The sequence below is a fragment of the Kitasatospora sp. NPDC096140 genome, from assembly GCF_040303045.1.
Taxonomy (GTDB): Bacteria; Actinomycetota; Actinomycetes; order Streptomycetales; family Streptomycetaceae; genus Kitasatospora.
On sequence record NZ_JBEOUW010000062.1, the window covers coordinates 24,970 to 46,393 of the forward strand.

Annotated in this window: 20 protein-coding genes and 1 riboswitch; of the genes, 13 read left to right on the forward strand and 7 right to left on the reverse strand. The window is 73.3% G+C overall.

What is annotated here, in order from left to right; all coding sequences use genetic code 11:
- Positions 1–407 precede the first annotated feature (407 nt).
- Positions 408–890: a winged helix-turn-helix domain-containing protein gene (locus ABT048_RS38135; RefSeq protein WP_502894120.1), complete on the forward strand. Its 483-nt coding sequence runs from the start codon at positions 408–410 to the stop codon at positions 888–890.
- Positions 891–1,016: 126 nt separating this feature from the next.
- On the opposite strand, the gene ABT048_RS38140 is transcribed toward ABT048_RS38135, so the two are convergent.
- Together ABT048_RS38140 and ABT048_RS38145 are read right to left on the reverse strand one after the other, a co-directional pair.
- Positions 1,017–1,799 (reverse strand): IclR family transcriptional regulator, encoded by a 783-nt coding sequence (locus ABT048_RS38140; RefSeq protein WP_350526223.1) that lies wholly within the window; start codon positions 1,797–1,799, stop codon positions 1,017–1,019.
- Between the two features lie 516 nt (positions 1,800–2,315).
- Complete coding sequence (locus tag ABT048_RS38145; RefSeq protein WP_350526224.1) at positions 2,316–3,308, reverse strand: aldo/keto reductase; 993 nt, start codon at positions 3,306–3,308, stop codon at positions 2,316–2,318.
- Positions 3,309–3,816: 508 nt separating this feature from the next.
- Between ABT048_RS38145 and ABT048_RS38150 the strand changes: the two genes are divergently transcribed.
- From ABT048_RS38150 to ABT048_RS38170, 5 genes are all read left to right on the forward strand, one after another.
- The gene (locus ABT048_RS38150; protein WP_350526225.1) at positions 3,817–4,383 is read left to right on the forward strand and encodes a TetR/AcrR family transcriptional regulator; all 567 of its coding nucleotides are present in this window, start codon (positions 3,817–3,819) and stop codon (positions 4,381–4,383) included.
- 113 nt (positions 4,384–4,496) lie between these two features.
- On the forward strand, positions 4,497–5,084 hold the full coding sequence (locus ABT048_RS38155; protein ID WP_350526226.1) for a DUF4865 family protein: 588 nt from the start codon (positions 4,497–4,499) through the stop codon (positions 5,082–5,084).
- A 17-nt stretch (positions 5,085–5,101) separates the two neighbouring features.
- Complete coding sequence (locus ABT048_RS38160; RefSeq protein ID WP_350526227.1) at positions 5,102–5,620, forward strand: carboxymuconolactone decarboxylase family protein; 519 nt, start codon at positions 5,102–5,104, stop codon at positions 5,618–5,620.
- Entirely contained in the window at positions 5,617–6,582 is a 966-nt protein-coding gene (locus ABT048_RS38165) for a phosphotriesterase family protein (protein WP_350526228.1), read from the forward strand. Before ABT048_RS38160 ends, ABT048_RS38165 begins: the two co-directional genes overlap by 4 nt.
- A gap of 128 nt (positions 6,583–6,710) precedes the next feature.
- On the forward strand, positions 6,711–7,385 hold the full coding sequence (locus tag ABT048_RS38170) for a Pr6Pr family membrane protein (RefSeq protein ID WP_350526229.1): 675 nt from the start codon (positions 6,711–6,713) through the stop codon (positions 7,383–7,385).
- A 384-nt stretch (positions 7,386–7,769) separates the two neighbouring features.
- Here ABT048_RS38170 and ABT048_RS38175 read toward each other — a convergent pair whose 3' ends face one another.
- Positions 7,770–8,534 (reverse strand): SDR family NAD(P)-dependent oxidoreductase, encoded by a 765-nt coding sequence (locus tag ABT048_RS38175; RefSeq protein WP_350526230.1) that lies wholly within the window; start codon positions 8,532–8,534, stop codon positions 7,770–7,772.
- 137 nt (positions 8,535–8,671) lie between these two features.
- Here ABT048_RS38175 and ABT048_RS38180 point away from each other — a divergent pair, with 137 nt between their 5' ends.
- Both ABT048_RS38180 and ABT048_RS38185 read left to right on the forward strand, forming a co-directional pair.
- Complete coding sequence (locus tag ABT048_RS38180; protein ID WP_350526231.1) at positions 8,672–9,292, forward strand: TetR family transcriptional regulator; 621 nt, start codon at positions 8,672–8,674, stop codon at positions 9,290–9,292.
- A 274-nt stretch (positions 9,293–9,566) separates the two neighbouring features.
- Positions 9,567–10,709, forward strand: a complete 1,143-nt coding sequence (locus ABT048_RS38185; RefSeq protein WP_350526232.1) for an alpha/beta hydrolase — start codon at positions 9,567–9,569, stop codon at positions 10,707–10,709.
- A gap of 69 nt (positions 10,710–10,778) precedes the next feature.
- Here ABT048_RS38185 and ABT048_RS38190 read toward each other — a convergent pair whose 3' ends face one another.
- Complete coding sequence (locus ABT048_RS38190) at positions 10,779–11,108, reverse strand: phenolic acid decarboxylase (protein WP_350526233.1); 330 nt, start codon at positions 11,106–11,108, stop codon at positions 10,779–10,781.
- A 230-nt stretch (positions 11,109–11,338) separates the two neighbouring features.
- On the opposite strand from ABT048_RS38190, the gene ABT048_RS38195 reads away from it, so the two are divergent.
- Positions 11,339–12,622, forward strand: a complete 1,284-nt coding sequence (locus ABT048_RS38195) for an esterase/lipase family protein (protein WP_350526234.1) — start codon at positions 11,339–11,341, stop codon at positions 12,620–12,622.
- Between the two features lie 302 nt (positions 12,623–12,924).
- Positions 12,925–13,054, forward strand: a riboswitch (cyclic di-AMP (ydaO/yuaA leader).
- Position 13,055: 1 nt separating this feature from the next.
- Entirely contained in the window at positions 13,056–14,366 is a 1,311-nt protein-coding gene (locus ABT048_RS38200; protein WP_350526235.1) for a hypothetical protein, read from the forward strand.
- Positions 14,367–14,443: 77 nt separating this feature from the next.
- Here the strand turns inward: ABT048_RS38200 and ABT048_RS38205 are convergent, their stop codons facing one another.
- Positions 14,444–15,136, reverse strand: coding sequence for a hypothetical protein (locus tag ABT048_RS38205; RefSeq protein ID WP_350526236.1), 693 nt, complete (start codon positions 15,134–15,136; stop codon positions 14,444–14,446).
- 295 nt (positions 15,137–15,431) lie between these two features.
- Positions 15,432–16,229: an IclR family transcriptional regulator gene (locus tag ABT048_RS38210; protein WP_350526237.1), complete on the reverse strand. Its 798-nt coding sequence runs from the start codon at positions 16,227–16,229 to the stop codon at positions 15,432–15,434.
- 201 nt (positions 16,230–16,430) lie between these two features.
- On the opposite strand from ABT048_RS38210, the gene aceB reads away from it, so the two are divergent.
- Together aceB and ABT048_RS38220 are read left to right on the forward strand one after the other, a co-directional pair.
- Positions 16,431–18,113, forward strand: a complete 1,683-nt coding sequence (aceB, locus tag ABT048_RS38215; RefSeq protein ID WP_350526238.1) for a malate synthase A — start codon at positions 16,431–16,433, stop codon at positions 18,111–18,113.
- Positions 18,114–18,256: 143 nt separating this feature from the next.
- The gene (locus ABT048_RS38220) at positions 18,257–18,658 is read left to right on the forward strand and encodes an allophanate hydrolase-related protein (protein WP_350526239.1); all 402 of its coding nucleotides are present in this window, start codon (positions 18,257–18,259) and stop codon (positions 18,656–18,658) included.
- 146 nt (positions 18,659–18,804) lie between these two features.
- On the opposite strand, the gene ABT048_RS38225 is transcribed toward ABT048_RS38220, so the two are convergent.
- On the reverse strand, positions 18,805–19,824 hold the full coding sequence (locus ABT048_RS38225; protein WP_350526240.1) for a helix-turn-helix domain-containing protein: 1,020 nt from the start codon (positions 19,822–19,824) through the stop codon (positions 18,805–18,807).
- Positions 19,825–19,879: 55 nt separating this feature from the next.
- On the opposite strand from ABT048_RS38225, the gene ABT048_RS38230 reads away from it, so the two are divergent.
- Positions 19,880–21,184, forward strand: a complete 1,305-nt coding sequence (locus ABT048_RS38230; protein WP_350526241.1) for an MFS transporter — start codon at positions 19,880–19,882, stop codon at positions 21,182–21,184.
- Positions 21,185–21,424: the final 240 nt, after the last annotated feature.

The window sequence follows — 21,424 nt, forward strand, 5'->3', positions numbered from 1 at the left end:
AGCGGTACACCATGTCTTCTTCCTCCACGGCCACCCTCCCCCTGCCCACCGCGACCCCGCACCTGCGCGCGGTCCGCACGGCGCCGACGGTCCCCTCCGGCCCGTCCGTTTCCTCTGTTCCCTCTGCTCCGCCCGTTCCTCCGGCCGTTCCCGGCTCGGTCGGCGACCGGTGGTCCGCGGGCGTCCGCCCGTCGCACACCGGCTCGGCCCGTCCGGTGGCGGCCCCGACGGCCGCCGCGCCGCAGTCGGGGGCGGTCGTCCCGCCGGCCCCGCCTGCGCTGCTCGCCGCGCTGCCGGAGGGGGCGGCCGTCGTCGCCGCCCTGCCGCAGGGCGTGCTGCCGCAGGGGCTGCTCGCCCAGTACGGGGCGCAGTTCGGGACGCAGTTCGGCGGTGCGAACGGGAGCCCGATGGTCGGGTACCTGGTGCTGGTGCCGGCCGAGAGCCCGGTGGCGGCGACTGGGCCGGTCGGGACTGCCGGCCTGCCCGGAGCTGCTGCCGCTGCCGTCACTGCCGCCACTGTTGCCGCACCCGGGGCTGCCGGGACCGATGGGTCGTCCGGGGGCCCCGCGTCGGCGGGCGTTCGGCAGGGGCGTCCGGCCGGGAAGGGCATCAGCGTCGACACCGAGCGGCGCAACGCCCACGTCGACGGCCAGCTGCTCGACCTCACCTACCTGGAGTTCGAGCTGCTGGCCCACCTCACCGAACACCCGCAGCGGGTGCACACCCGCGACCACCTGGTCTCCGCGGTCTGGGGCTACGGCCACGTCGGGGACGGCCGGACGGTCGATGTGCACGTCGCCCGCCTGCGTCGCAAGCTCGGACCGGCCTACCGCGACACGATCGTCACGGTCCGCCGGGTCGGCTACAAGTACACCCCGGCCGGTGTCTGACGGCTGACCTGTGACCTGTGACCTGTGGCCTTTGACCTTTGACTTGTGACCGCCGACCGTGGCGGCGGGTCGCCCGTGTCCTCGAAACGGACGGTGGCCCGTCGCTGCAAGCATGGTGACGATGCGTCAGGCGCGCTGATCAGGCGGCAGCAGGAGTACCGCGAGGGCGTCGGCGCAGGTGCGGGCGTGGCCCAGGAACCAGTCCAGCCGGTCGTCGGTGAGGTGTGCCGGGGTCGAGCGGACCGCGAGCGCGAAGCGGGCGCGTCCGGCGCGGTCCAGGACCGGGACGGCCACCGTCCGCACCCCGGCGGCCGATTCGCCGTCGTTGAGCGCGTGCCCCGTCACCCGGACCTTCGCCAGCTCCTCCTCCAGGAGTGCCGGTTCCGTGATCGTGCGGTGGGTGAAGGGCTGCAGCGGCCCGAGCGCGTACGCCGCCGCCTCGCCCGGGCGCGGCCAGGCCAGCAGGACCTTGCCGAGTGCCGTGGAGTGCAGTGGGCGGCGCAGGCCCAGCCCGGTGTCCGGGCGGACGGACCCGCCGACCAGGATCACCGCGTGCGGGCCGCTGCGGATCGCGAGGTCGGCCGTCGCACCGGTGCGCCGGGAGAGCACCTCCAGCTCCGGCACGGCCAGGTGCAATCCGCGCTGGTGGAAGGTGAGTTGGCCGAGCTCGGCGACGGCCGGGCCGAGCCGGTAGCGGGCGGTCCGCTCGTTCTGTTCCAGGAAGGCGGCGCTGACCAGCGTACGGGCCAGCCGGTGCGCGGTGGACACCGAGAGTCCCATGCGGCGGGCCAGGTCGGAGGCGCTCAGGTCGGGGCCGTTGTCGTGGAAGCAGTGCAGCAGCCCGAGCGCGCGCTGAACGGCCTGCGCACCGGCCGGCGGACTCTGGACGGCGGTGGCGGCCTCGGCCATGACACCTCGCGTTTCGATTCGGAACCCCGGCGGACCGCCGGAGGGAGTCTCAGCGTAGGGCAGCCAGGGCTGCGGGAATGTGTCGATGACGTTGCGAATGGAATGGCATCGACGAGCAGTGGATCCCATGATGTGGCAAGGTTCGGCTTTCGCTTCGGCTGCCGTGGAGCGGTGTCACTTCCGGCGCGCGTCGTCGCCAGGCCAGCACCTCCCGAGCCCGGGCGCCTGTGCGGAATGCGGCACATTGTCCCGCATCGTGGAATCGTCATCGGCGTCCGGTGGGTGCGCGGCCTGGCCGGCTTCCATGGCGCACTTGCGCTCGCCGGGCTCACCCTGAAGGATGCCGAACTCATCGACGCCCCGGGCACCTCACCACGGACAGATGACAGAGAACAGATGACAGAGAACAGATGACAGCCGACAGATGTTGAAATCTGTCGGCTGTCATCTGTTGCCCGCTCGCCGTCAGCTACCGCTCGCCGCCCCAGCGGGCCGGCGATCGGACCGACGGGCGGTTCACCGGCTCAGCCGGTCGATCTCCGCCAGCTCCTCCGCCGTCAGTGGCCCACCGGCCAGTGCGTCGAGGTTCTGGTCCAGCTGGGCCACGCTGCTCGCGCCGATGATCACCGACACCACCCGCGGGTCCCGCAGCACCCAGCACAGCGCCAGCTGCGCCAGCGACTGCCCGCGCCCCTCGGCGATCTTGTTCAGCGCCCGCAGCTGCTCCAGCTTCTGCCTGGTCAGCGCCTCCTCGGTCAGGAACTTCCCGACCGACATCCGCGAGCCCGCCGGCACGTCGCCGGTGAGGTAACGGTCCGTCAACAGCCCCTGGGCCAGCGGCGAGTAGGCGATCAGGCTGGTCTGGGTGTCGCCCACCGCGTCCAGCACGCCGCCCTCCTCGACGGACCGGTTGAGGATCGAGTACGCCGACTGGTTCATCAGCACCGGCGTCCCCAGCTCCCGCAGGATCGCCACCGCCTCCCGGTGCTGCTCCGCTGGGTAGTTGGAGATCGCCGCGTACAGCGCCTTCCCCGAGCGCACCGCGCTGTCCAGCGCCCCCATCGTCTCCTCGATCGGGGTGTCCGGGTCGTAGCGGTGCGAGTAGAAGACGTCGACGTAGTCCAGCCCCATCCGCTCCAGGGACTGGTCGAGGCTGGCCAGCAGGTACTTGCGGCTCCCGCCGTTGCCGTACGGGCCGGGCCACATGTCCCAGCCGGCCTTGGTCGCGATGAACAGCTCGTCCCGGTACGGCCGGAAGTCCTGGGCGAACAGGTAGCCGAAGTTGCGCTCGGCGCTGCCGTACGGCGGGCCGTAGTTGTTCGCCAGGTCGAAGTGCGTGACGCCCCGGTCGAAGGCCCGGCGCAGCACGGCCCGCTGCACCTCCAGCGGCTGGGCGTCACCGAAGTTGTGCCAGAGCCCGAGCGAGACGGCGGGCAGCTGGACGCCGCTGCGCCCGGCCTTCCGGTAGGTCATCGAGGCATAGCGGTCATCCGCGGCGAGGTAGTTCATGCCGGACATCTTGCCAGCCGCCCCCGATCGATCAAGGCTTCGCCCCGATTCCGGCCGGTGCCCGTCCGTGCGGAGGACCGTCGGTGCGCACGCCGAGTGGAGCGCGGCGCGAGCAACTGGAGCTGCTCGCGGGCGGGGTGGCTCCCGCGATCCGGCGCGAGCGCCCTCGGCTGACGCTCCGCCGTCCGCCCGCGCAGCGCGCCGTGCACCCCCTACGGGGCGTGATGCCGACAACCGTGTGTGACGTGACGCGCGCCACCGGTCGGGCCGGAATGCCCCTCGGTGGTACGGGGGATGACGAACGGTCGAGGGGCCGTGGCCGCCGGGGGGCGGCGCACGGCCCTCAATCGTTCGGCGGCCGAAGGCGCTTCCGGGAATCGCCCCGGAAGTCGGAAGCCGAAGGTCGGAAGCCGAAGGTCGGAAGTCGGAAGCCCGTTCGGAAGAAGCCGGAAATCGGATCCGGAAGAGGGCTGGCTGTTTGTACCTACTGGTATGTACAGTGATCCGCATGAGCACTCAGGACCGCCTCATAGAGAGCACCCAGGCCCTCCTCTGGGAGCGCGGCTACGTCGGCACCAGCCCGAAGGCCATCCAGCAGCGCTCCGGCGTCGGCCAGGGCAGCATGTACCACCACTTCACCGGCAAGCCCGACCTCGCCGCCGTCGCCCTGCGCCGAAGCGCCGGGGAGATCCGGGGCATCGCCGAGGCCGACCTCGCCGCCCCCGGCAGCGCCTACGACCGGATCGCCTCGTACCTGCGCCGTGACCGCGACGTCCTGCGCGGCTGCCGGATCGGCCGGATGGCCCAGGACCCGGACGTGATCGCCGACCCGCAGCTGCGCGCCCCCGTCGAGGAGACCTTCGACTGGCTGCGCGGCCGGATCGCCGACCTGGTGGCCGAAGGCCAGGCGGGCGGCGAGTTCGCCCCCGGGCTCGACCCGGCCGACACCGCCGCCGCCGTGGTCGCCGTCGTCCAGGGCGGCTACGTGCTGGCGCGCGCCGCCGACAGCGCCGAGCCCTTCGACCAGGCCGTCCGCGGCGCCCTCGGCCTGCTGGTGGCACACCGGACGGCCTGACGGGCCGAACCGCTTGAGCCGGCCGAACCGCTTGAGCCGGCCGAACCGGACCGACCGAAGGCACCCCCGGCCGACGGCCCGACGTCGCCCCACCGACCCCGAGGAGCCCCGCCGTGCACGCCATGCAGTACGAGATCACCCTCCCCGCCGACTACGACATGGGCATCATCCGCAAGCGCGTCGCCGACAAGGGCCATCTGCTCGACGCCCACCCGGGCCTCGGCCTCAAGGCGTACCTGGTCCGCGAGCGCGGCCGGGACGGTTCCCCGGTCAACCAGTACGCGCCGTTCTACCTCTGGCGCACCGCCGAGGGCATGAACAGCTTCCTCTGGGGCCCGGGCTTCCGTGGCCTGAGCGCCGACTTCGGCCGCCCGGTCGTCCACCACTGGCTCGGATCGGGGCTGGCGCACGGCGGAGCGGGCGTTGCGGGGGAGGCCGACCCGACCACCGCCACCCGCGACACCGTACGGCTGCCGGAAGCCGTCGACCCGGCCGAGGCCGTCGAGCGGGCCCTCGCCGAACTCCCCGCGGACCCCGCCCTGCACACCGCCGCCGTCGCCGTGGACCCGAGCCGCTGGGAACTGCTCCGCCTCGCCCTGTGGCGCGGCCCGGCCCCGCAGGACGCGCCCGGCACTCGCTACCAGGTGCTGCACCTCTCCCGCCCCGAACTCGACCGGCTGCCGACCGGTCGCCACTGGTGAAAGGCCAGGACACCCCGATGACTTCCGCCCCGCTCACCAATGCCCCGCTCACCGCCGCCCCGCTCACCCCCGCGCCACTCGACCGGGAAGCCGGCTACGCCCTGCTCGCCGAACTCGCCGGCCCGGGCGCCGCCGCCACCCTCGGGGGCCTGGACGCGCTCGCGCCGGGCTTCCCCGACTGGATCGTCACCAGCCTCTTCGGCGGCACCTACCAGCGCCCCGGACTCGCCCTGCGCGACCGGCAGATCGCCAATCTGGCCGCCCTCACCGCCCTCGGCGGCGTGGATCCCCAGCTCGCCGACCACGTCCGCTACAGCCTGCGGATCGGCATGACGAGGGAGGAGGTCACCGAGGTCATCCTCCACCTCGCCCCCTACGTCGGGCTCCCCAAGGCCCTGGCCGGCCTGCGCGTCGCGACCGCCACCTTCGCGGAAGCCGCCGCCGACCCGGCGCCCGCCCCCGGCCCCGAGACCTCCGAGACCTCGGAAACCCCTGACGCCCCCGAGACCCCCGAGACCCCCGAGGACGAAGCATGAGCCGCACCGTCCGTACCGTCCTCGGCGACCTCGATCCCGCCCACCTCGGCATCACCGACTCGCACGACCACCTGTTCATCCGCAGCCCGCTGCTCCCCGGACAGGAGCTGGACGATCCGGCTGCCGCCGAGGACGTCCTGCGCGCCTACGCGGCTGTCGGCGGCCGGGCCTTCGTGCAGTGGACCCCGTTCGGCATGGGCCGGGGCGCGGACTCCCTCGCCGCCCTCTCCCGCACGACCGGCGTCCACGTCGTCGCCGCCACCGGCGCGCACCAGGCGGTGCACTACCCGCCAGGCACCGACCCCGCCCCCGACGACCTCGCCGCACGGTTCGTCGCCGAGCTCACCACCGGACTGCCGGGCGCCGAGCCGTCCCCGGACACCGTCGGCGTGCCCGGTGTGCCGGGTGTGCCCACCGCATCCGGCGCCGTCCGGGCCGGGCTGATCAAGGTCGCCGACGACGCCGGCCCCGCCACCCCGCACACCCGCCGGACGATGGCCGCAGCCGCCGAGGCCCACCACGCCACCGGCGCGCCGATCGCCGTCCACCTCGAACCCGACGGAGATCCGCACGAGGTCCTGTTCCGGCTCAGCAGCCGGAACGGAGTCCGGCCCGACCGGATCATCCTCGGGCACCTCACCCGCTTCCCCGACCGCGCCGTGTACCGCAGTCTCGCCGCCGCGGGAGTCCACCTCGCGCTGGACAGTCCCTCGCGTTCCGGCCACCCGGCCGACCTGCAGGCCTTCGACGTGATCGCCGACCTGGTCGAGGCGGGGCACGCCGGCCAGCTGCTGCTGGGCGCCGACACCACGACCCGTACCGCCCGACAGGCCGGCGGCCCGACCCGTCTGCTCACCGACCTCGCCCCGCGCCTCGCCCGCACCTTCGGTCCCGAGCTGCCCGAGCTGCTCCTCACCGCCAACCCGGCGGCCGCCTTCGCCGCGGACTGGCGCACGCCGTGACCTCGGCAGACCCGGGCAGGAGGCGCGCCGCTCACCCGCGCTCCTGTGGCCGACTCCTCCCGCCCGGGTTTGAATCCGAATAGCCCTCCAGCCGGATGAGGGGCGCCCTCAGAGAGGCGGTCCCGACGATGCCCGCACAACCGGCCCACTCGTGGCTCGCACCCGCCCGGCTCGCCGTCGCGGCCCTCGTCGCCGTCGCCCTCTGCTTCTCCGGCTACCGCGCGGCGACCGACTCCCCCGGGGTGGTGAACTTCTTCAGCTACTTCACCAACCTCAGCGCCCTCGCCGGCATCGCCGTCCTGGGATACAGCGGCTGGGCGGGCCTGACCGGACGCCGCCCGGTGCCGGACGAGGTGCGCGGGGCGGTCGTGCTCTACCTGGTGGTCACCGGGCTGTTCTACGGCACGCAGCTCGCGACGTATCCGGAGCAGCAGACGATCCCGTGGGTGAGCGACGTGGTGCACCGCGTGCTGCCGCTCGTCGTGCTCGCCGACTGGCTGGTCGACCCGCCCACCCGGCGCATCCGCCCGGTCACGGTGCTCGGCTGGATGGCGTTCCCGCTGGTGTACCTGACCTACGCCCTGCTGCGCGGCTACGCGATCGACTGGTACCCGTACGTGTTCCTCGACCCCGGCCGGCACGGCGGCTACCGCCGGGTGTCCGGGGCCTGCGTCCTGACGGCGGCGGCCTTCGTCCTGCTCGGGGCCGCCGTCGCCGCGCTGGGCAACGCCCTCGCTGCACGCCGGGACGCCGGCGACGGAGCGATCCCCGGGGGCCGTCACGCCCGTGCCGGAACGGGCTGACGGACACCGGACGCGCTGCCTACGGTGCTGACCATGGTGACGCTGCGAACTCTCACGACCGCCGACTGGCCGCTCTGGCGCGACCTCCGTCTCGCCGCCCTGACCGACGCGCCGCACGCCTTCGCGTACGGGCTCGCCGAGTGGCGAGCGGGCGGCGAGGAACGGTGGCGCGCCCGCCTCCACCTCCCGGGTGCCCACCACGTCGCCGCCTTCCTGGCGCACGACCCGGTCGGGCTCGTCGGCGGACTCCACGGATCCCCGGACGGTGTACGGGAGTTGCGATCGCTGTGGGTCGCCCCACAGGCACGCGGCCGGGGCGCCGAACACGAGCGGGGCCTGTGCCGTACGGGGGATGGCACAGGCCCCGCGGTTCGGGGGCGGCGGTCACATGTGGGTGCCGCCGTCGATGCGGAGCTCGGTGCCGGTGACGAAGGCGCCGTCGTCGGAGGCGAGCATGGCGATCACACCGGCCACCGTCTCCGGGCCCGCGAAGCCCCGGCCGAGGGCGGGGGAGAGCTTGGCGAGCAGGCTGAGGTCGGTGTCGGCGGGCAGGCCGGGGTTGTTGGTCATGCCGCTGTCGATGCTGCCCGGGGCGACGCAGACCGCGCGCAGGCCCTGCTTGGAGTACTCCGAGGCGATGGCGTGCGTGAAGGACTGGATGCCGCCCTTGGTCGCGGCGTACGCGGCCATGTAGGGGTGGGCGAAGGTCGCGGAGGTGGAGCTGAAGTTGACCACCACGCCCTTGCCGCCGGCGAGCAGCGCGGGCAGCGCCTCGCGGGTCATCAGGAAGGTGCCGGTCAGGTTCACCGCGAGGAGCTTGTTCCAGAAGTCCAGGGTGGTCTCGTGGGTGTGCGACGCGCGGAGGATGCCGGCCGCGTTGACCAGGACGTCCAGGCCGCCCAGCTCGGCGACCGCCGCGCCGACGCCCGCGACGACGGCTGCCTCGTCGGAGATGTCCAGGACCCGGAGGGTCAGGCGGTCCGCGGTGCCGTCTGCGGTCGCGCGGTCCAGGGTCTTCTTCAGGCCGTCCTCGTCGACGTCGACGGCGACGACCTTCCCGCCCTCGGCGAGGATCCGGTGCACGGTCGCCTGGCCGATGCCCGAGCCGCCGCCGGTGATCAGGACGTTCCGTCCGCTGAAGCGCTCCATGGTGGTACTCCGTTCGTTCGTGGTCTCTCGACCTCAAGAGACACGGTACGCCCAAGTGGCACGTCGTGCCAACAAGTCTCGAAGTGCCATGAGGGCGTGATGCGCCACAGTGGCACTCGGCCGCGTAGGCTGACCCCGTGACCGGACGCCCGACCCTGAACCAGCGCCGCCGTGACGCCACCCGGCTGGAGATCGCCCGCACCGCTGCCGCACTGTTCGCCGACAAAGGGGCGGAGGCCACCACCGCCGAGGAGATCGCCCTCGCCGCGGGCATCTCGCTGCGCACCTTCTACCGATACTTCTCCGTCAAGGAGGACGCCGTCGCCCCGCTGCTCGCCGCGGGCGGACGGCAGTGGGTCGAGCAACTCGCCGAGAGCTCGGCCGACCTGCCGCTGCGTCAGGCGCTGGAGAGTGCGGCGGTCGCTTCGCTGACGCCGGCCGACGAAGCGGGCGCCGAGATGATGCAGTGGACCCGCAGTCTGCTCCGCGACCCGCGCCTGGAAGGCACCTGGCAGCGCGTCCACGCCGACTCGGAGGTGCGCCTGCGGGCCGTCCTCGCCGAGCGCTGTCCGGAGGGCACCGATCCGCTGGAGATCCGGCTGGCCGCCGCCGCCGCGACCGCGGCGATCCGGGTGGCGCTGGAGCAGTGGGCCTCCTCCGACGCCCCCGCCACCGGCCCCGGGTCCCCGCACGACCTGGGCGCGCGGTGCATGCGCGAGCTCACGGCGGGGCTGCGGCTCTGGGAGCGGGTGTCCTGAGCCCGCGCGGGTCCCGACGCGGGGCGGGCGGGGGAGTGTCGCCAGATGGGTTTCAGATGACAGATAACAGATTTCGAAATCTGTCATCTGTCATCCGTTGTCTGTCGCCTGAAACCTGAAGTCCGGCCGTTCCCCGCAACCTCCCAGCCGTCATCAGACTTCTCCCAGCTGCCGCTAGGGTTGGTGATCGCGCCCCGGCGGGGGAACCGGGGTGACCTCCTCGGATGTCCCCAGCGGAGGGGACTGGAGTTCGAGGCGTGGGAGCAAGCAGGACATGGGTCTGACGAGCCACAAGATGTTGGCGCTGACCGTATTGATAGCCGTCGTGGTGATGGGGGGCACGGTCTGGCTGTGGCCGAGACTGGCCAGGAAGACCTGGCAGGCGGTGATCGGCCGGATCGGCGCACTCCTCGTCACCCAGCTCGCGGTGCTCTCGGCCCTGGGCCTGGTGGCGAACAACTACTTCGCCTTCTACAGCAGTTGGGACGACCTGCTCGGCACCGGCGACACCGGCCCGGTGGTGATCCACAACAAGGCGGACGCCTCCGGGCGCCTCCTGGTGGAGACGATCGGCCACGCCTCGGTCAAGGGCGGTGGCGCGATGGGCCGTGAGCCCGGCCAGTCGGGAGAGATCCGCAAGGTCCGGATCGACGGCGCGGTCAGCCGGCTGTCGACCGAGGGCTACGTCTACCTGCCCCCGCAGTACTTCCAGCCGGAGTACGCGCACAAGCAGTTCCCGGCCGTCATCGTCAGCACCGGATTCCCAGGAATCGCCGAGAACCTGATCACTCGGTTCAACTACCCGGGCGCGGCGCTCAAGCTGCTGCAGGAGGGCCGGATGCAGCCGACCGTCATGGTCCTGATGCGTCCCTCGCCCGCGCTGCCGCAGGACACCGAGTGCGAGGACATCCCGAACGGCCCGCAGTCCGACACGTACTTCACCAAGGACGTGCCCGCGGCGATCCAGGCCAGCTTCCGGGTCTCCTCGGACCCGCAGGCCTGGGCCTTCATGGGCAACTCGACCGGCGGCTACTGCGCGCTCAAGTTGGCCATGCGCCACCCGGACGTCTTCCCGACGGCAGTCGCCCTCTCGGCCTACTACGACGCCGCCGACGACCCGACCACCGGTGACCTCTTCGGCGGCAGCAAGCAGCGCCGCGACGAGGCCAACCTGATCTGGCGGCTGAAGAACCTGCCCCAGCCGAACGTGTCCCTGCTGCTGGCCGGGACCAAGAAGGGCGACGGCGACTACCGGCGGGAGACCGAGGCCTTCGTCGACGCCGCGCGGAGCCCGATGAACGTCTCGTACAGCATGTTGGAGAACGGCGGCCACAACTTCGAGACCTGGAGCGCACTGCTGCCGTCCTCGCTGGAGTGGCTGTCCCAGCACCTCAGGGTCCCGAACCCGACCGCCTGAGGACCGTCCGAACGACCGAACCCCCCGGGGCCTGAACGCAGGGCCCGGGGGGTTCGGTCGTCCCGCGGTTCAGGCCACGCGCTCCAGCGTTCCGGTGTGCAGCTGCCCGACCCGTCCGCCCTCGCCCTCGAAGGTCCAGAAGGCCCGGACCGTCAGCTCGTTGAGGTCCATCACGTGGCTGACGGTGATCCCGCTCTGCTCCGTCCAGCTGACGAAGTAGATCTCCGGCGCGACCTCGGCGACGTGCAGCCGCACGTCCTCCCACTGGCCCGCGGACTCGCCGAGGCCCTCCCAGCGCAGCCGCGTGCCGTCGGCCGAGTAGGTGTTGCGGAAGGCCGCGCCGTTGTCGGCCCGGAAGACGTAGGTACGGCCGGCGAAGGCGGGCAGGGACGCGGTCATGGTGGGGCGGCTCCTCGTTTCCGGTGTGGTGGTGTTGTGCACTGCGTAAGATGTCGGACCTCCAATTTATCCGACCGGGTGTACACGGTCATCGCTTTGCCACGGTACGGATCGCCACAGCGCTGCTCACCGGGTGTGCGACCGGCACATGGGCACCCGTCGCGCACCGGTCCTACCGTCCGGCCATGAGACGCACCCCCACGGCCGGTACCGGCGCGAGACACGCCCGCGTGAGACGTACCCCCACCACGCTCACCGCCGTCCTACTGGCCCTCGCCGCCCTCCTCCTCGGCACCTCCGCCCCCGCCTCCGCCCGAGCTGGGACCGCCTCCGCCCGAGCGGGGACCGCCACCGCCGCCCTCACCCTGGAAGCCGCCTTCCCCGCCCCCGGCAACGGCTGGGCCAAGGTCGAGCGCTACCTCGACACCACCCCCGGCTTCCGCACCGAGCAGTTCCCGTCCGACGGCCGCGGCGACCAGGACGGAGCCCGCCGGACGTACTTCGGCACCGGTGAGCCCTCCTCCGGCCGCTTCCTGCTCTACTCCGCCACCGGCTGGGACACCGGCAGCCGGGCCACGCCCGTCCTGCTGGTCCACGGCGCCAACGACAACGCCGACCGCGCCTGGGCGAACCCGGGGGAGAGCGGCACCTGCGGCGCCGCGACCTGCCCGTCCACCGGCCTCGCCCAGTACCTCGCCGGCACCGGCCACCGGGTCTTCGCCATCGGCTTCGCCCACAAGCACGGTGACAACCTGCTCCAGGCGCAGGCCGTCGGCGACGCGATCGCGCTGATCCGGGCCCGCCTCGGGGCCCCGCAGGTCGACGTGGTCGCCTGGAGCAAGGGCGAGGTCGCCGCCAGGGCGTACGTGTCCTCGGTGCGGCCGTCCTGGGGGCGGGCGTACGCGGGCGACGTGCGCCGTCTGGTCACCCTCGGCGGGCCGAACGGCGGGCTCGACTACGTCTACGCCCACGGCTGGTCGTTCGACCTGGCGACGTGGCCGGCCTGCGGCGGCACCGCCAACGCACCGTCCCCGCACCTGTACATGACCTGCTACGGCACGTACACCGCGCAACCCTGCCTCGGCGTGCTGCCGGCCGGCGGGTACGACTGCTACCCGGGCCAGCGCCAGCTGCTCGCCCGCTGGGACGGCAGGTACGGAGTGGACGGCAGCGCCCAGGACTGGTGGACCACCTACTACGGCGGCCAGGGGTTCTACACCTCCGGCCAGGGCATCCAGGCGGCGATCGACGCGGGCTCCCTGATCGCCCCGCTCCAGCAGGCCGGGATCCCGGCCGCGGTGCGCACCTACCTGCTGGCCGGCGGGTCGGCGGACATCCCGGGCGTGCTCAACGAGAACCGCGGGCCCAGTGACGGCATCGTGTTCACGGCGAGCGCCCTGGACACCACCGGCATCGCGACGGTCGGCGGCACCCGGCTGCTGAGCGGCCTCGACCACCTGGAGCTCGGGTGGGCGCCGGAGGCCGAGAGCCAGGTGGACGCCTGGCTCGGCTGAACGCCCGGCCGGAACGCGCAACCGGAACGCGCAACCGGAACGCCCGGCCGGACACCCGCAGAGCCACCCCGCCGGGCATCGTTCCAGGCCACGTGAACTGATCAACTCGGCCGCCACACAGCGTCGTTGATCGACGCCACTGTGAGCTGCGCGACAACCCGTCCGCCGGAGTTGTCCGTTCACGTACGGCCTGCCTAGCCTGCAACGGTCGTCCGCCCCTGGCGGACCCCGCCGCCGGGACGCCGAGTCCCGTCCACCCGTCGGCGGGTCACCGAGCACCACAGCGGACGGGAGCGGGGAAACCAAGGTCGGCGCCCGGCCCGTGCGCTCGCGCGTACGGGTCGAGGCTAGGGGTGAAGCCGCTCCACAGGCGGCCGGGCAACTGCAGCCCGAACCCGACAGCTAACCTCGCAGGCGTCGCAGAGGTCACCTCATGCCCAAGCCTGCTGCCCGGCGCCGTGCACCGCGTCACGCCCGCCCCTCCCACCGCGGCCGCAACGCCGCCTTCGCCGCCACCGGGGCGCTCGCCATCAGCGGCGCCGGCCTGCTCGGCGTGCCGTCCGTCACCGGTGCCCAGGCGGCCACCGCGCCGACCGTCACCCAGGACCGGCTCGCCCCCGCCACCATGGTCGCGGGCAAGGCCGCCACCGCCTCGCTCGGCCTGCACTCCTCGGCCTGCTTCACCGCCAAGACCGTGGGCGTGGGCGTCCGCGACGCGCGCGGCACCAACCTCGACTTCCCCGGCAACGCCTCCAACGTGCATATCTGCCCGAGCGGCGTGAACTTCACCAGCGGCGCGCGCACCCTGCCGGCCGGGACGTACACCGAGTTCGGATTCTGGCAGGACCTCGGCGGCGTCTGGCACAACCTGCCCTCGCAGCAGCTGGTGGTCTCGGCCACCGCCACCCCGGCCCCGGCCCCGACGGCCACCCCGACCCCGGCGCCGACCCCCACGCAGACCCCGAGCGCCACGCCGACCCCGAGCGCCACCGCGACCCCCGCGCCGAGCCCCAGCGCCACGGCGAGCGCGACCACCCCCGCGCCGTCCTCCCCGGTCGCCGGCAAGTCGCTGACCTGGTCCGACGAGTTCAACAGCGCCATCTCCTGGGGCCAGCGCTGGGTCGGCGACAAGAGCACCGCCTACAAGTACGGGAACCACAACCCGGACGACAACAAGCTGGACTGGCTGAACAAGAACAACGTCAGCGTCGCGAACGGGGTCGCCACCTTCACCGCCACCTCCGGCGGCCCGGCCCTGGAGAACGGCAAGCAGTCCTGGAACACCGGCTTCCTGACCACCGAGGGCTCCGGCGAGGGCTTCCAGGTCAAGACCGGCGACTACGCCGAGACCCGGGTCAAGCTGCCCGCCGGCACCGGCGCCTGGCCCGCCCTGTGGACCTGGAAGAACGGCAACGGCGAGGTCGACTCCTTCGAGTACCACCCCGACAACCCGAACCTGCTGGAGCTGACCAACCACGTCAACCCCGGCAACGCGAAGTACTACACCGACGCGAGCGCCGTCGCGAAGGACCAGTGGGTGACCATCGGCACCTACTACGGCGCCAACTCGGTGGACTGGTACGTCAACGGCGCGAAGGTCTTCTCGGACGGCAAGGGCGTCGGCGCCAACTGGTCGGCGTACCTGATCCTCAACCTCTCGGTGTGCGCGGGCCAGTACCACCCCGCGCCGCAGGGGACCGCTCCGATCACCATGGCCGCCGACTACGTCCGCGTCTACCGGTAGTCGGGTAGGGCGTCCCACCGGTCACCGGAAGCCGGCAGCCGCTCGCCGGCGGCCGGTGACCGGTGGGTCGACGTGGTTCAGGAGCCGTCGGCCGGCTCGGCGACCGTGATGTCGAACGGCTGCCGGTGGCTGCTCTCGTCCTGGTCGTCCGCGCTGCGCACCGCGACCCAGCCGCCGCTCAGGGTTCCCACGGGCAGGTCGGGGTCCAGCCGGACCGGGACGAGGGCGGTCGCGCTGCGCCCCTCCTTCAGCCCGGGGCCGAAGACGCAGCGCACCCGGTGGCCGCCCTGGAACACCTCGCAGTCCTCGGGGAAGAACGGGCCCACCGGGGTCACACCCGGCGGCAGGGTGACCACGACCGTGAACGGGGAGGCGGTGGTCTCCGGGCCACGGTTGGCGACGAAGGCGTGGATCGTCGTGGTGCCGTCGGGCGCTGCCGCCTCCGGGTCGAGCCGGACCACCTGCAGGCGGGAGTGGGACGGCTGGGCGACCAGGGCCGGCAGCGTCGACACCGCGGGGCCGGCGGACCCGCCCGGTGCGCCCGGTGCGCCCGGCGCGACGGGCACGACGGGCACGACCGGCGCCTTCGGCGTGACGACGTCCACTGCCGGGCGTGGCTCAGGCCGACGCAGTGCCCAGGACGGGCCGGTGGCCAGCACCGTCGCCGCGCAGCTCGCCGTCACGACCGCGACCAGCCCGACCCGGCCGAACCCCCCGACCCTCGCGCCGCGCCGCGGGTCCGCGCCACCCCGTACATCCCGGTGTCTCATCCCGGTCACCCTGCTCTCGTGCTCCGGCGGCCGGCACCGTCGCGGGCCGCGTCGGCACCAGGGTGGCCGAGCCGCTGCCGTGACCTGGCGCGACCCGACCCGCCCCGCCCGCCGTGCGCTCGAACGGAGGACGCCGGCCCGTCGGCCTGCCCGGCGGGGCGGCGGTCGGCCTGCCCGCTCCGCAACGGCCCAGCCCCGTTCTACGAGACTGTCCTTCCTCGCCCGCCGCGCCGGTCCTTCCTCGCCCGCCGAGATCGTCCCGCCTCGCCGGACTGCCAAGCAGGTTGACGGAGGGTCAGGGCGCGAGGACCTGCCCGAGCCGGGTGGCGATCTGGTGCATCACCGGGACCAGCGAGGCGGCGCCGGCCTGCTCCTCCAGTGCCCGGATGCGCGCCTCCGGCCCGGAGACCGAGAGGGCGGTGGGCGTCGGGGCGCCCGGGACGGCGAGCGCGATGCAGCGGACGCCGATCTCCTGCTCCTGGTCGTCGACGACGTAGCCGCGCTCGCGCGCCTCGGCGAGCTGGCGCATCAGCTCCTGCGGGTCGGTGACCGTGTACTCGGTGTGCGCCGGCAGCGGGTTGGGGCCGAGCACGGCGCGCGCCTCCTCCTCGGGGAGCTGGGCGAGCAGCGCCTTGCCGACGCCGGTGCAGTGCGGCTGCACCCGCCGTCCGACCTCGGTGAACATCCGCATCGAGCGCCGCGACTGCACCTGCCCGACGTACACCACCTCGCCGCCCTCCAGCACCGCCAGGTTCGCGGTCTCGCCGGTGGCCTCCATGAGTTCGGCCAGGTAGGGGCGGGCCCAGCTGCCGAGCAGGCGGCCGGCGGTCTCGCCGAGGCGGATCAGCCGGGGGCCGAGGGTGTAGCGGCGTGCGGTGTCCTGGCGGACATAGCCCTGCTGCACGAGGGTACGAACCAGGCGGTGGATGGTCGGCATCGGGAGGCCGGAACTGGTGGAGAGCTCGCTGAGCGTGGCCACGCCGCCCGAGTCGGCCAGCGCCTCCAGGAGTTGGAAGGCGCGTTCGACGGACTGCACGCCGCCGCTCGCGCGGTCGGCGCCCGTCGTCGATGCTGTGTCGGGGGTCGCAACCACCGGCGTTCCCTTCGCTGTCGGGGAGGAGTAGAGTCCCGGCGACCTCTTCAACAAACCGTTGAAATTCTGTATCGCGGAAACTAGTCTCCACCTTACAGAATCGATCTCGCCGACAGGCGGGAATCGATCGAGGAAGTACACGAGGAAGTTCCCACCGGAGCTCCCTTCGCCAGGCTCAACCGTCTTAGGAGTGTCCTGCTCATGGCTGCAGATCAGGGGCCCTCCCCCAGCCTCCGGCCGGGGGTACCCCCAACCACCTCCTCTCCCGCCGCTCCGGTCGTCACTGTCGCCGGTCCGCGCGTCCATCGGGCGGAGGAGGTGCTCACTCCGGAGGCCGTGGCCTTCGTCGTCGGCCTCCACCGCACCTTCGAGGGCCGCCGGCAGGAACTCCTGGCCAGGCGGAAGACCCGACGCGCCGAGATCGCGGCGGCCGGCACGCTGGACTTCCTCCCCGGAACCGCCGACATCCGGGCCGCGGACTGGAAGGTCGCCGAGGCGCCGCGCGCGCTCCGGGACCGCCGGGTCGAGATCACCGGCCCGACCGACCGCAAGATGGTCATCAACGCCCTCAACTCCGGGGCCCGGGTCTGGCTCGCAGACTTCGAGGACGCCACCTCCCCGACCTGGGAGAACGTGGTCAGCGGCCAGATCAACCTGATCGACGCCTACGAGGGCCGGATCGACTTCACCAGCCCGGCCGGCAAGGCCTACACCCTCAAGCCCGCCGCCGAGCTCGCCACCGTCGTGGTCCGCCCGCGCGGCTGGCACCTGGACGAGAACCACCTGCTGGTCGACGGCACCCCGGTCGCCGGCGCCTTCCTCGACTTCGGCCTGTACTTCTTCCACAACGCCGCCCGGCTGCTCGCCAAGGGCGCCGACGACCCCAACTCCGGGCCGTACTTCTACCTGCCGAAGACCGAGAGCCACCTGGAGGCCCGGCTCTGGAACGACGTGTTCACCCACGCCCAGGCCGAACTCGGCATCCCGCACGGCACCATCCGCGCCACCGTCCTGATCGAGACCATCACCGCCGCCTTCGAGATGGACGAGATCCTCTACGAGCTGCGCGAGCACGCGGCCGGCCTCAACGCCGGGCGCTGGGACTACCTGTTCTCGATCGTCAAGAACTTCCGCGACGCCGGCGAGCACTACATCCTGCCGGACCGCAACAGCGTCACCATGGCCTCGCCGTTCATGGCCGCCTACACCCGCCTGCTGGTGCAGACCTGCCACCGGCGCGGCGCCCACGCGATCGGCGGCATGGCCGCGTTCATCCCCAGCCGCAAGGACCCCGAGGTCAACGCGGCCGCACTGGAGAAGGTCAAGGCCGACAAGGACCGCGAGGCCGGCAACGGCTTCGACGGCTCCTGGGTCGCCCACCCCGACCTGGTGCCCGTCGCCCGCGCCTCCTTCGACGCGGTCCTCGGCGAGCGGCCCAACCAGAAGGACGACCCCGGCCCGTCCGAGCCGGTCACCGCCGCCCAGCTGCTCGACGTCGCCGGCGCCGGCGGCACCTGCACCCACGCGGGGCTGCACAACGCCGTCCAGGTCGGCATCCGCTACATCGAGGCCTGGCTGCGCGGGCTGGGCGCGGTCGCCATCTTCAACATGATGGAGGACGCCGCCACCGCCGAGATCTCCCGCTCGCAGATCTGGCAGTGGATCCACAACGGGGTCGTGCTGTCCGACACCGGCGAGAAGGCCACCGCCGAGCTGGTCCGCGCGCTCGTCGCCACGGAGCTCGCCGAACTCCTCGCCGAGCTGGGCGAGGACGCCTACAGCGCCGGCCGCTGGCGCGAGGCCGCCAAGCTCTTCGAACAGGTCGCCCTGGCCGAGGAGTTCGCGGACTTCCTGACCCTCCCCGCGCTGCCCCTGCTGGGCTGAGACCAACGTAGTCCGCCGCTGCCGGCGCCGACGCCTGCCAGGCTGTAGCACTCCGGCGGCCCGTTACTCCGTTCCGTACGGCGACGAATCCACCTGTCCTCTCGTCGCCGTACGGAACGGCCTTTCCCACGAGGAGTCCACCCATGCCGCGCATCTTCTTCAACGGCCAGGCGATGGTCGGCGGCCCGTTCCACGCCAAGGTCGCCGACGCGCTGATCGGGCCCGTACGGACCGCACCCGGCTACCGCTTCTTCTCCATCGACCACAGCGGCGGCACGGACGTCTGCCCGGGGCTGCTGCCCGACCCGAACGTCGACACCGCCATCGAGGGCGAGCTGTACGACGTCGGCCTGGAGCGGCTGCGGGACGTCATCCTGCCCGGCGAGCCGCGCGAACTGGAGCTGGGCGTCATCACGTTGGCGGACGGCTCCGCCTGCTTCTCCATGCTGCTCGCCCGGGGGGAGGTCGAGCGCGGGGTCCACCGCGAGATCACCCACCACGGCGGCTGGCGCGCCTACCTGGCGACGATCGGGCGCTCGGCCTGACGGTGGCGGGGCGGGGGGTGGAGGCGGAGCAGCCGGCGGCCGGCAACCTTCAGCCGACGACCGACGGATAACAGATGACAGCTGACAGATGATGAAAGTTGTCAGCTGAATCCTGTTCGCCGGTCCCACCCCTGTCACCCGTCCCCTCACCCGTCCCCGCCCGCCACCAGCGCGTTGCCCAGCCGGCTGCGCCGGTACAGGACGCGGTGGCCGTGCCGGGTGCGGTCCAGCAACCCCGCCGCGGCGAGCGCGCCCAGGTGGCGGCTGACAGCGCCCGGGGTGACCCCGAGCCGCTGCGCCAGCTCCGTCGTGCTCGCCGGGGTCTCCAGCATCACCAGCAGCCGCGCCCGCGGCGCCCCGATGAGCCCCACCAGCGCCGCGCCGGCCCGCGCCGACGGCAGCTGCGCACCCAGCCCCTCCGCCATCGTCGCCTTGCCGCGGGCCGGGTAGCAGACCAGCGGCGGCCCCGCCTGGGTGACGTCGGTCTGCGCGCCGAGCCCGAACAGCGTGGGGATCAGCACCAGCCCCCGCCCCGCGACGTCCACCGTGGTGCCCACCGCCTTCACGGCCGGGTGCGGGTCGACGAGGCGCAGCACCCCGGCGTGCCAGGTCAGCCGGGCGTCGAGGTCCGCGAACAGCCCCTCCGCCCCGCGCTCCGAGAGCATCCGCCCCCGGTAGGCGATGTCCGCCTCCAGCACCGACCGGGCGCGCGGCCACCAGGCGGGGGCGAGGCAGTGCGTCCAGTACGCGTCCAGCGCCTCGGCCAGCCGGGCGGCCAGGGCCGCCGGGTCGTCGATCAGCGCGGTCAGCACCGGCGGCAGCGGGCTCGGGTTCCCGCCGCCCCGGTACGCCTCCAGCACGTCGGCCCGCACCACCTCGGCCGGCGTGGCCGCCAGCCGCTCCACCTCCGTCGCGAAGTCCGGGCGGGGGCCGAGCGGACGTGGCGTGAGGAAGTCGGGCACGAAGCCGACCGGCGCGATCATCGACTCCAACAGCGCGGTGTCCAGGGTCTGGTAGCGCTCCTGCCAGCCGGCGATCCACGGCTGCTGCTCCGGGTAGCGGCCCGGCCAGAGGCGGGCGCGCATGCTCAACACCGCCTCCTGCAGGGCGGAGTAGCCGAACCAGGTGGCGGCGAGGTCGTCGACGCCCAAGCGGAACTCGAACATTGACCGCAACGGTAAAAGAGTTCCGCGGCTTCGGGAACCCCGGTCTCCTTCTGCCATGACTACGACCGCCGTGCGTCCGGCCAGTTCCGGACGCCTCCTCCGTCATGACCCGCTGGTGCGCCGGCTCGCCCTGATGAGCCTGGTGACCAACATCGGCAACGGTTTGTTCGTGACGGTCAGCGTGCTGTTCCTGACCCGTTCCGTCGGCCTGACCCCGGGCCGGACGGCGCTCGGGCTCGCCGCGGCCGGCATCTGCGGGGTGTTCGCCGGGGTGCCCGCAGGGCGGCTCGCCGACCGGGTCGGCAGCAAGCGGCTGCTGCTCGTGGTCGGGCCGCTGGAGGCCGTCGCCGTCCTCGGGTACGCCTTCGTGCACTCCTTCGCCGCCTTCGTCGCGCTCGCCTGCGTGGCGACGCTGCTGGAGCGCGGCGCGGCGGCGGTGCGCAGCGCGCTGATCGCCCGGGTGCTCCCGGCGGAGCGGCAGGTCCACTCGCGGGCGCTGCTGCGGTCGGTGATGAACGCCGGTCTGGTGGTCGGCTCGGGCGGCGCGGCGCTGGCCCTGCAGGCGGACAGCTACACGGGCTACGTGACCGTGATGGTCCTGGACGCGGTCAGCTTCCTCGGTGCCGCGGTGCTCCTGGCGGGGCTGCCCGTCGCCGACGTGACGGACGGTCGGGATGCCGGCACCGGCGCTCCGGTGCGGACCCGGGGCGCAGCCCTGCGCGACCGCCGGTACCTGCTCGTGGCCGCGCTGCACGCCGTCCTGGAGCTGCAGCTCGCGCTGCTCAGCGTGGGGATTCCGCTCTGGACCGTCCTCGCGACGGATGCGCCCGCGGCCGTGGTGGCCGCCGTCAACGTGGTCAACTGCCTGCTGGTGGTGGTGTTCCAGGTGCGGGCGAGCCGGGGCGTCGTGGACGTCCCGTCGGCGGCGCGGGCCTGTCTGCGGGGTGCGCTGCTGCTGGCGGTCGGCTGCCTGCTGTACGCGGCGGCGCAGCTCGGCCCGGCGGCGGTCGCCACGGCGGCGATCCTGCTCGGCGCCCTGGTCCACAGCCTCGGCGAGCTGCTCACCTCGGCCGGCGGCTGGACGCTGAGCCTGGACCTGGCCGATCCGCGGTCCCACGGTGAGTACCAGGGCGTCTTCATGAGCGGTCAGGCGGCGGCGCACGTGCTCGGTCCGGTGGTGGTCGGCCTGACGGTGGTGGACCACGGTGCGGTCGGCTGGGCGGTCCTGGCGGGCGTGTTCGCCCTCGCGGGTGCCGCGCTCCCGGCCGTCACCCGGACCCGGACCCGGAGCGAGGCCGGACACGGACATGGGCCCGGAGCCGGAGCGAGCAGCGGGGAGCAGCCGACCGCCGTCCACTGACCCCGGGAGCGCTCCGAGCCCTCCTGATCGTCCGGCCGGTTCCCCACGGGGGTGGGAGCCGGCCGGGCCGGGCGCGCCGCGGCCCCGGACCCTCGCCGTGGGTCCGGGGCCGCGGTCCGCGCCCCCGCGGCGGGGTGCGCGGGGTACGGGTGGGGCCCGTGCCAGGGGGGCCCCGGGGGCGGGGGCGCGGCCCCCCGGCCGGGGGGGCGGGGGGCCGGGGGGGCGGGGGGGGCGGGGCGG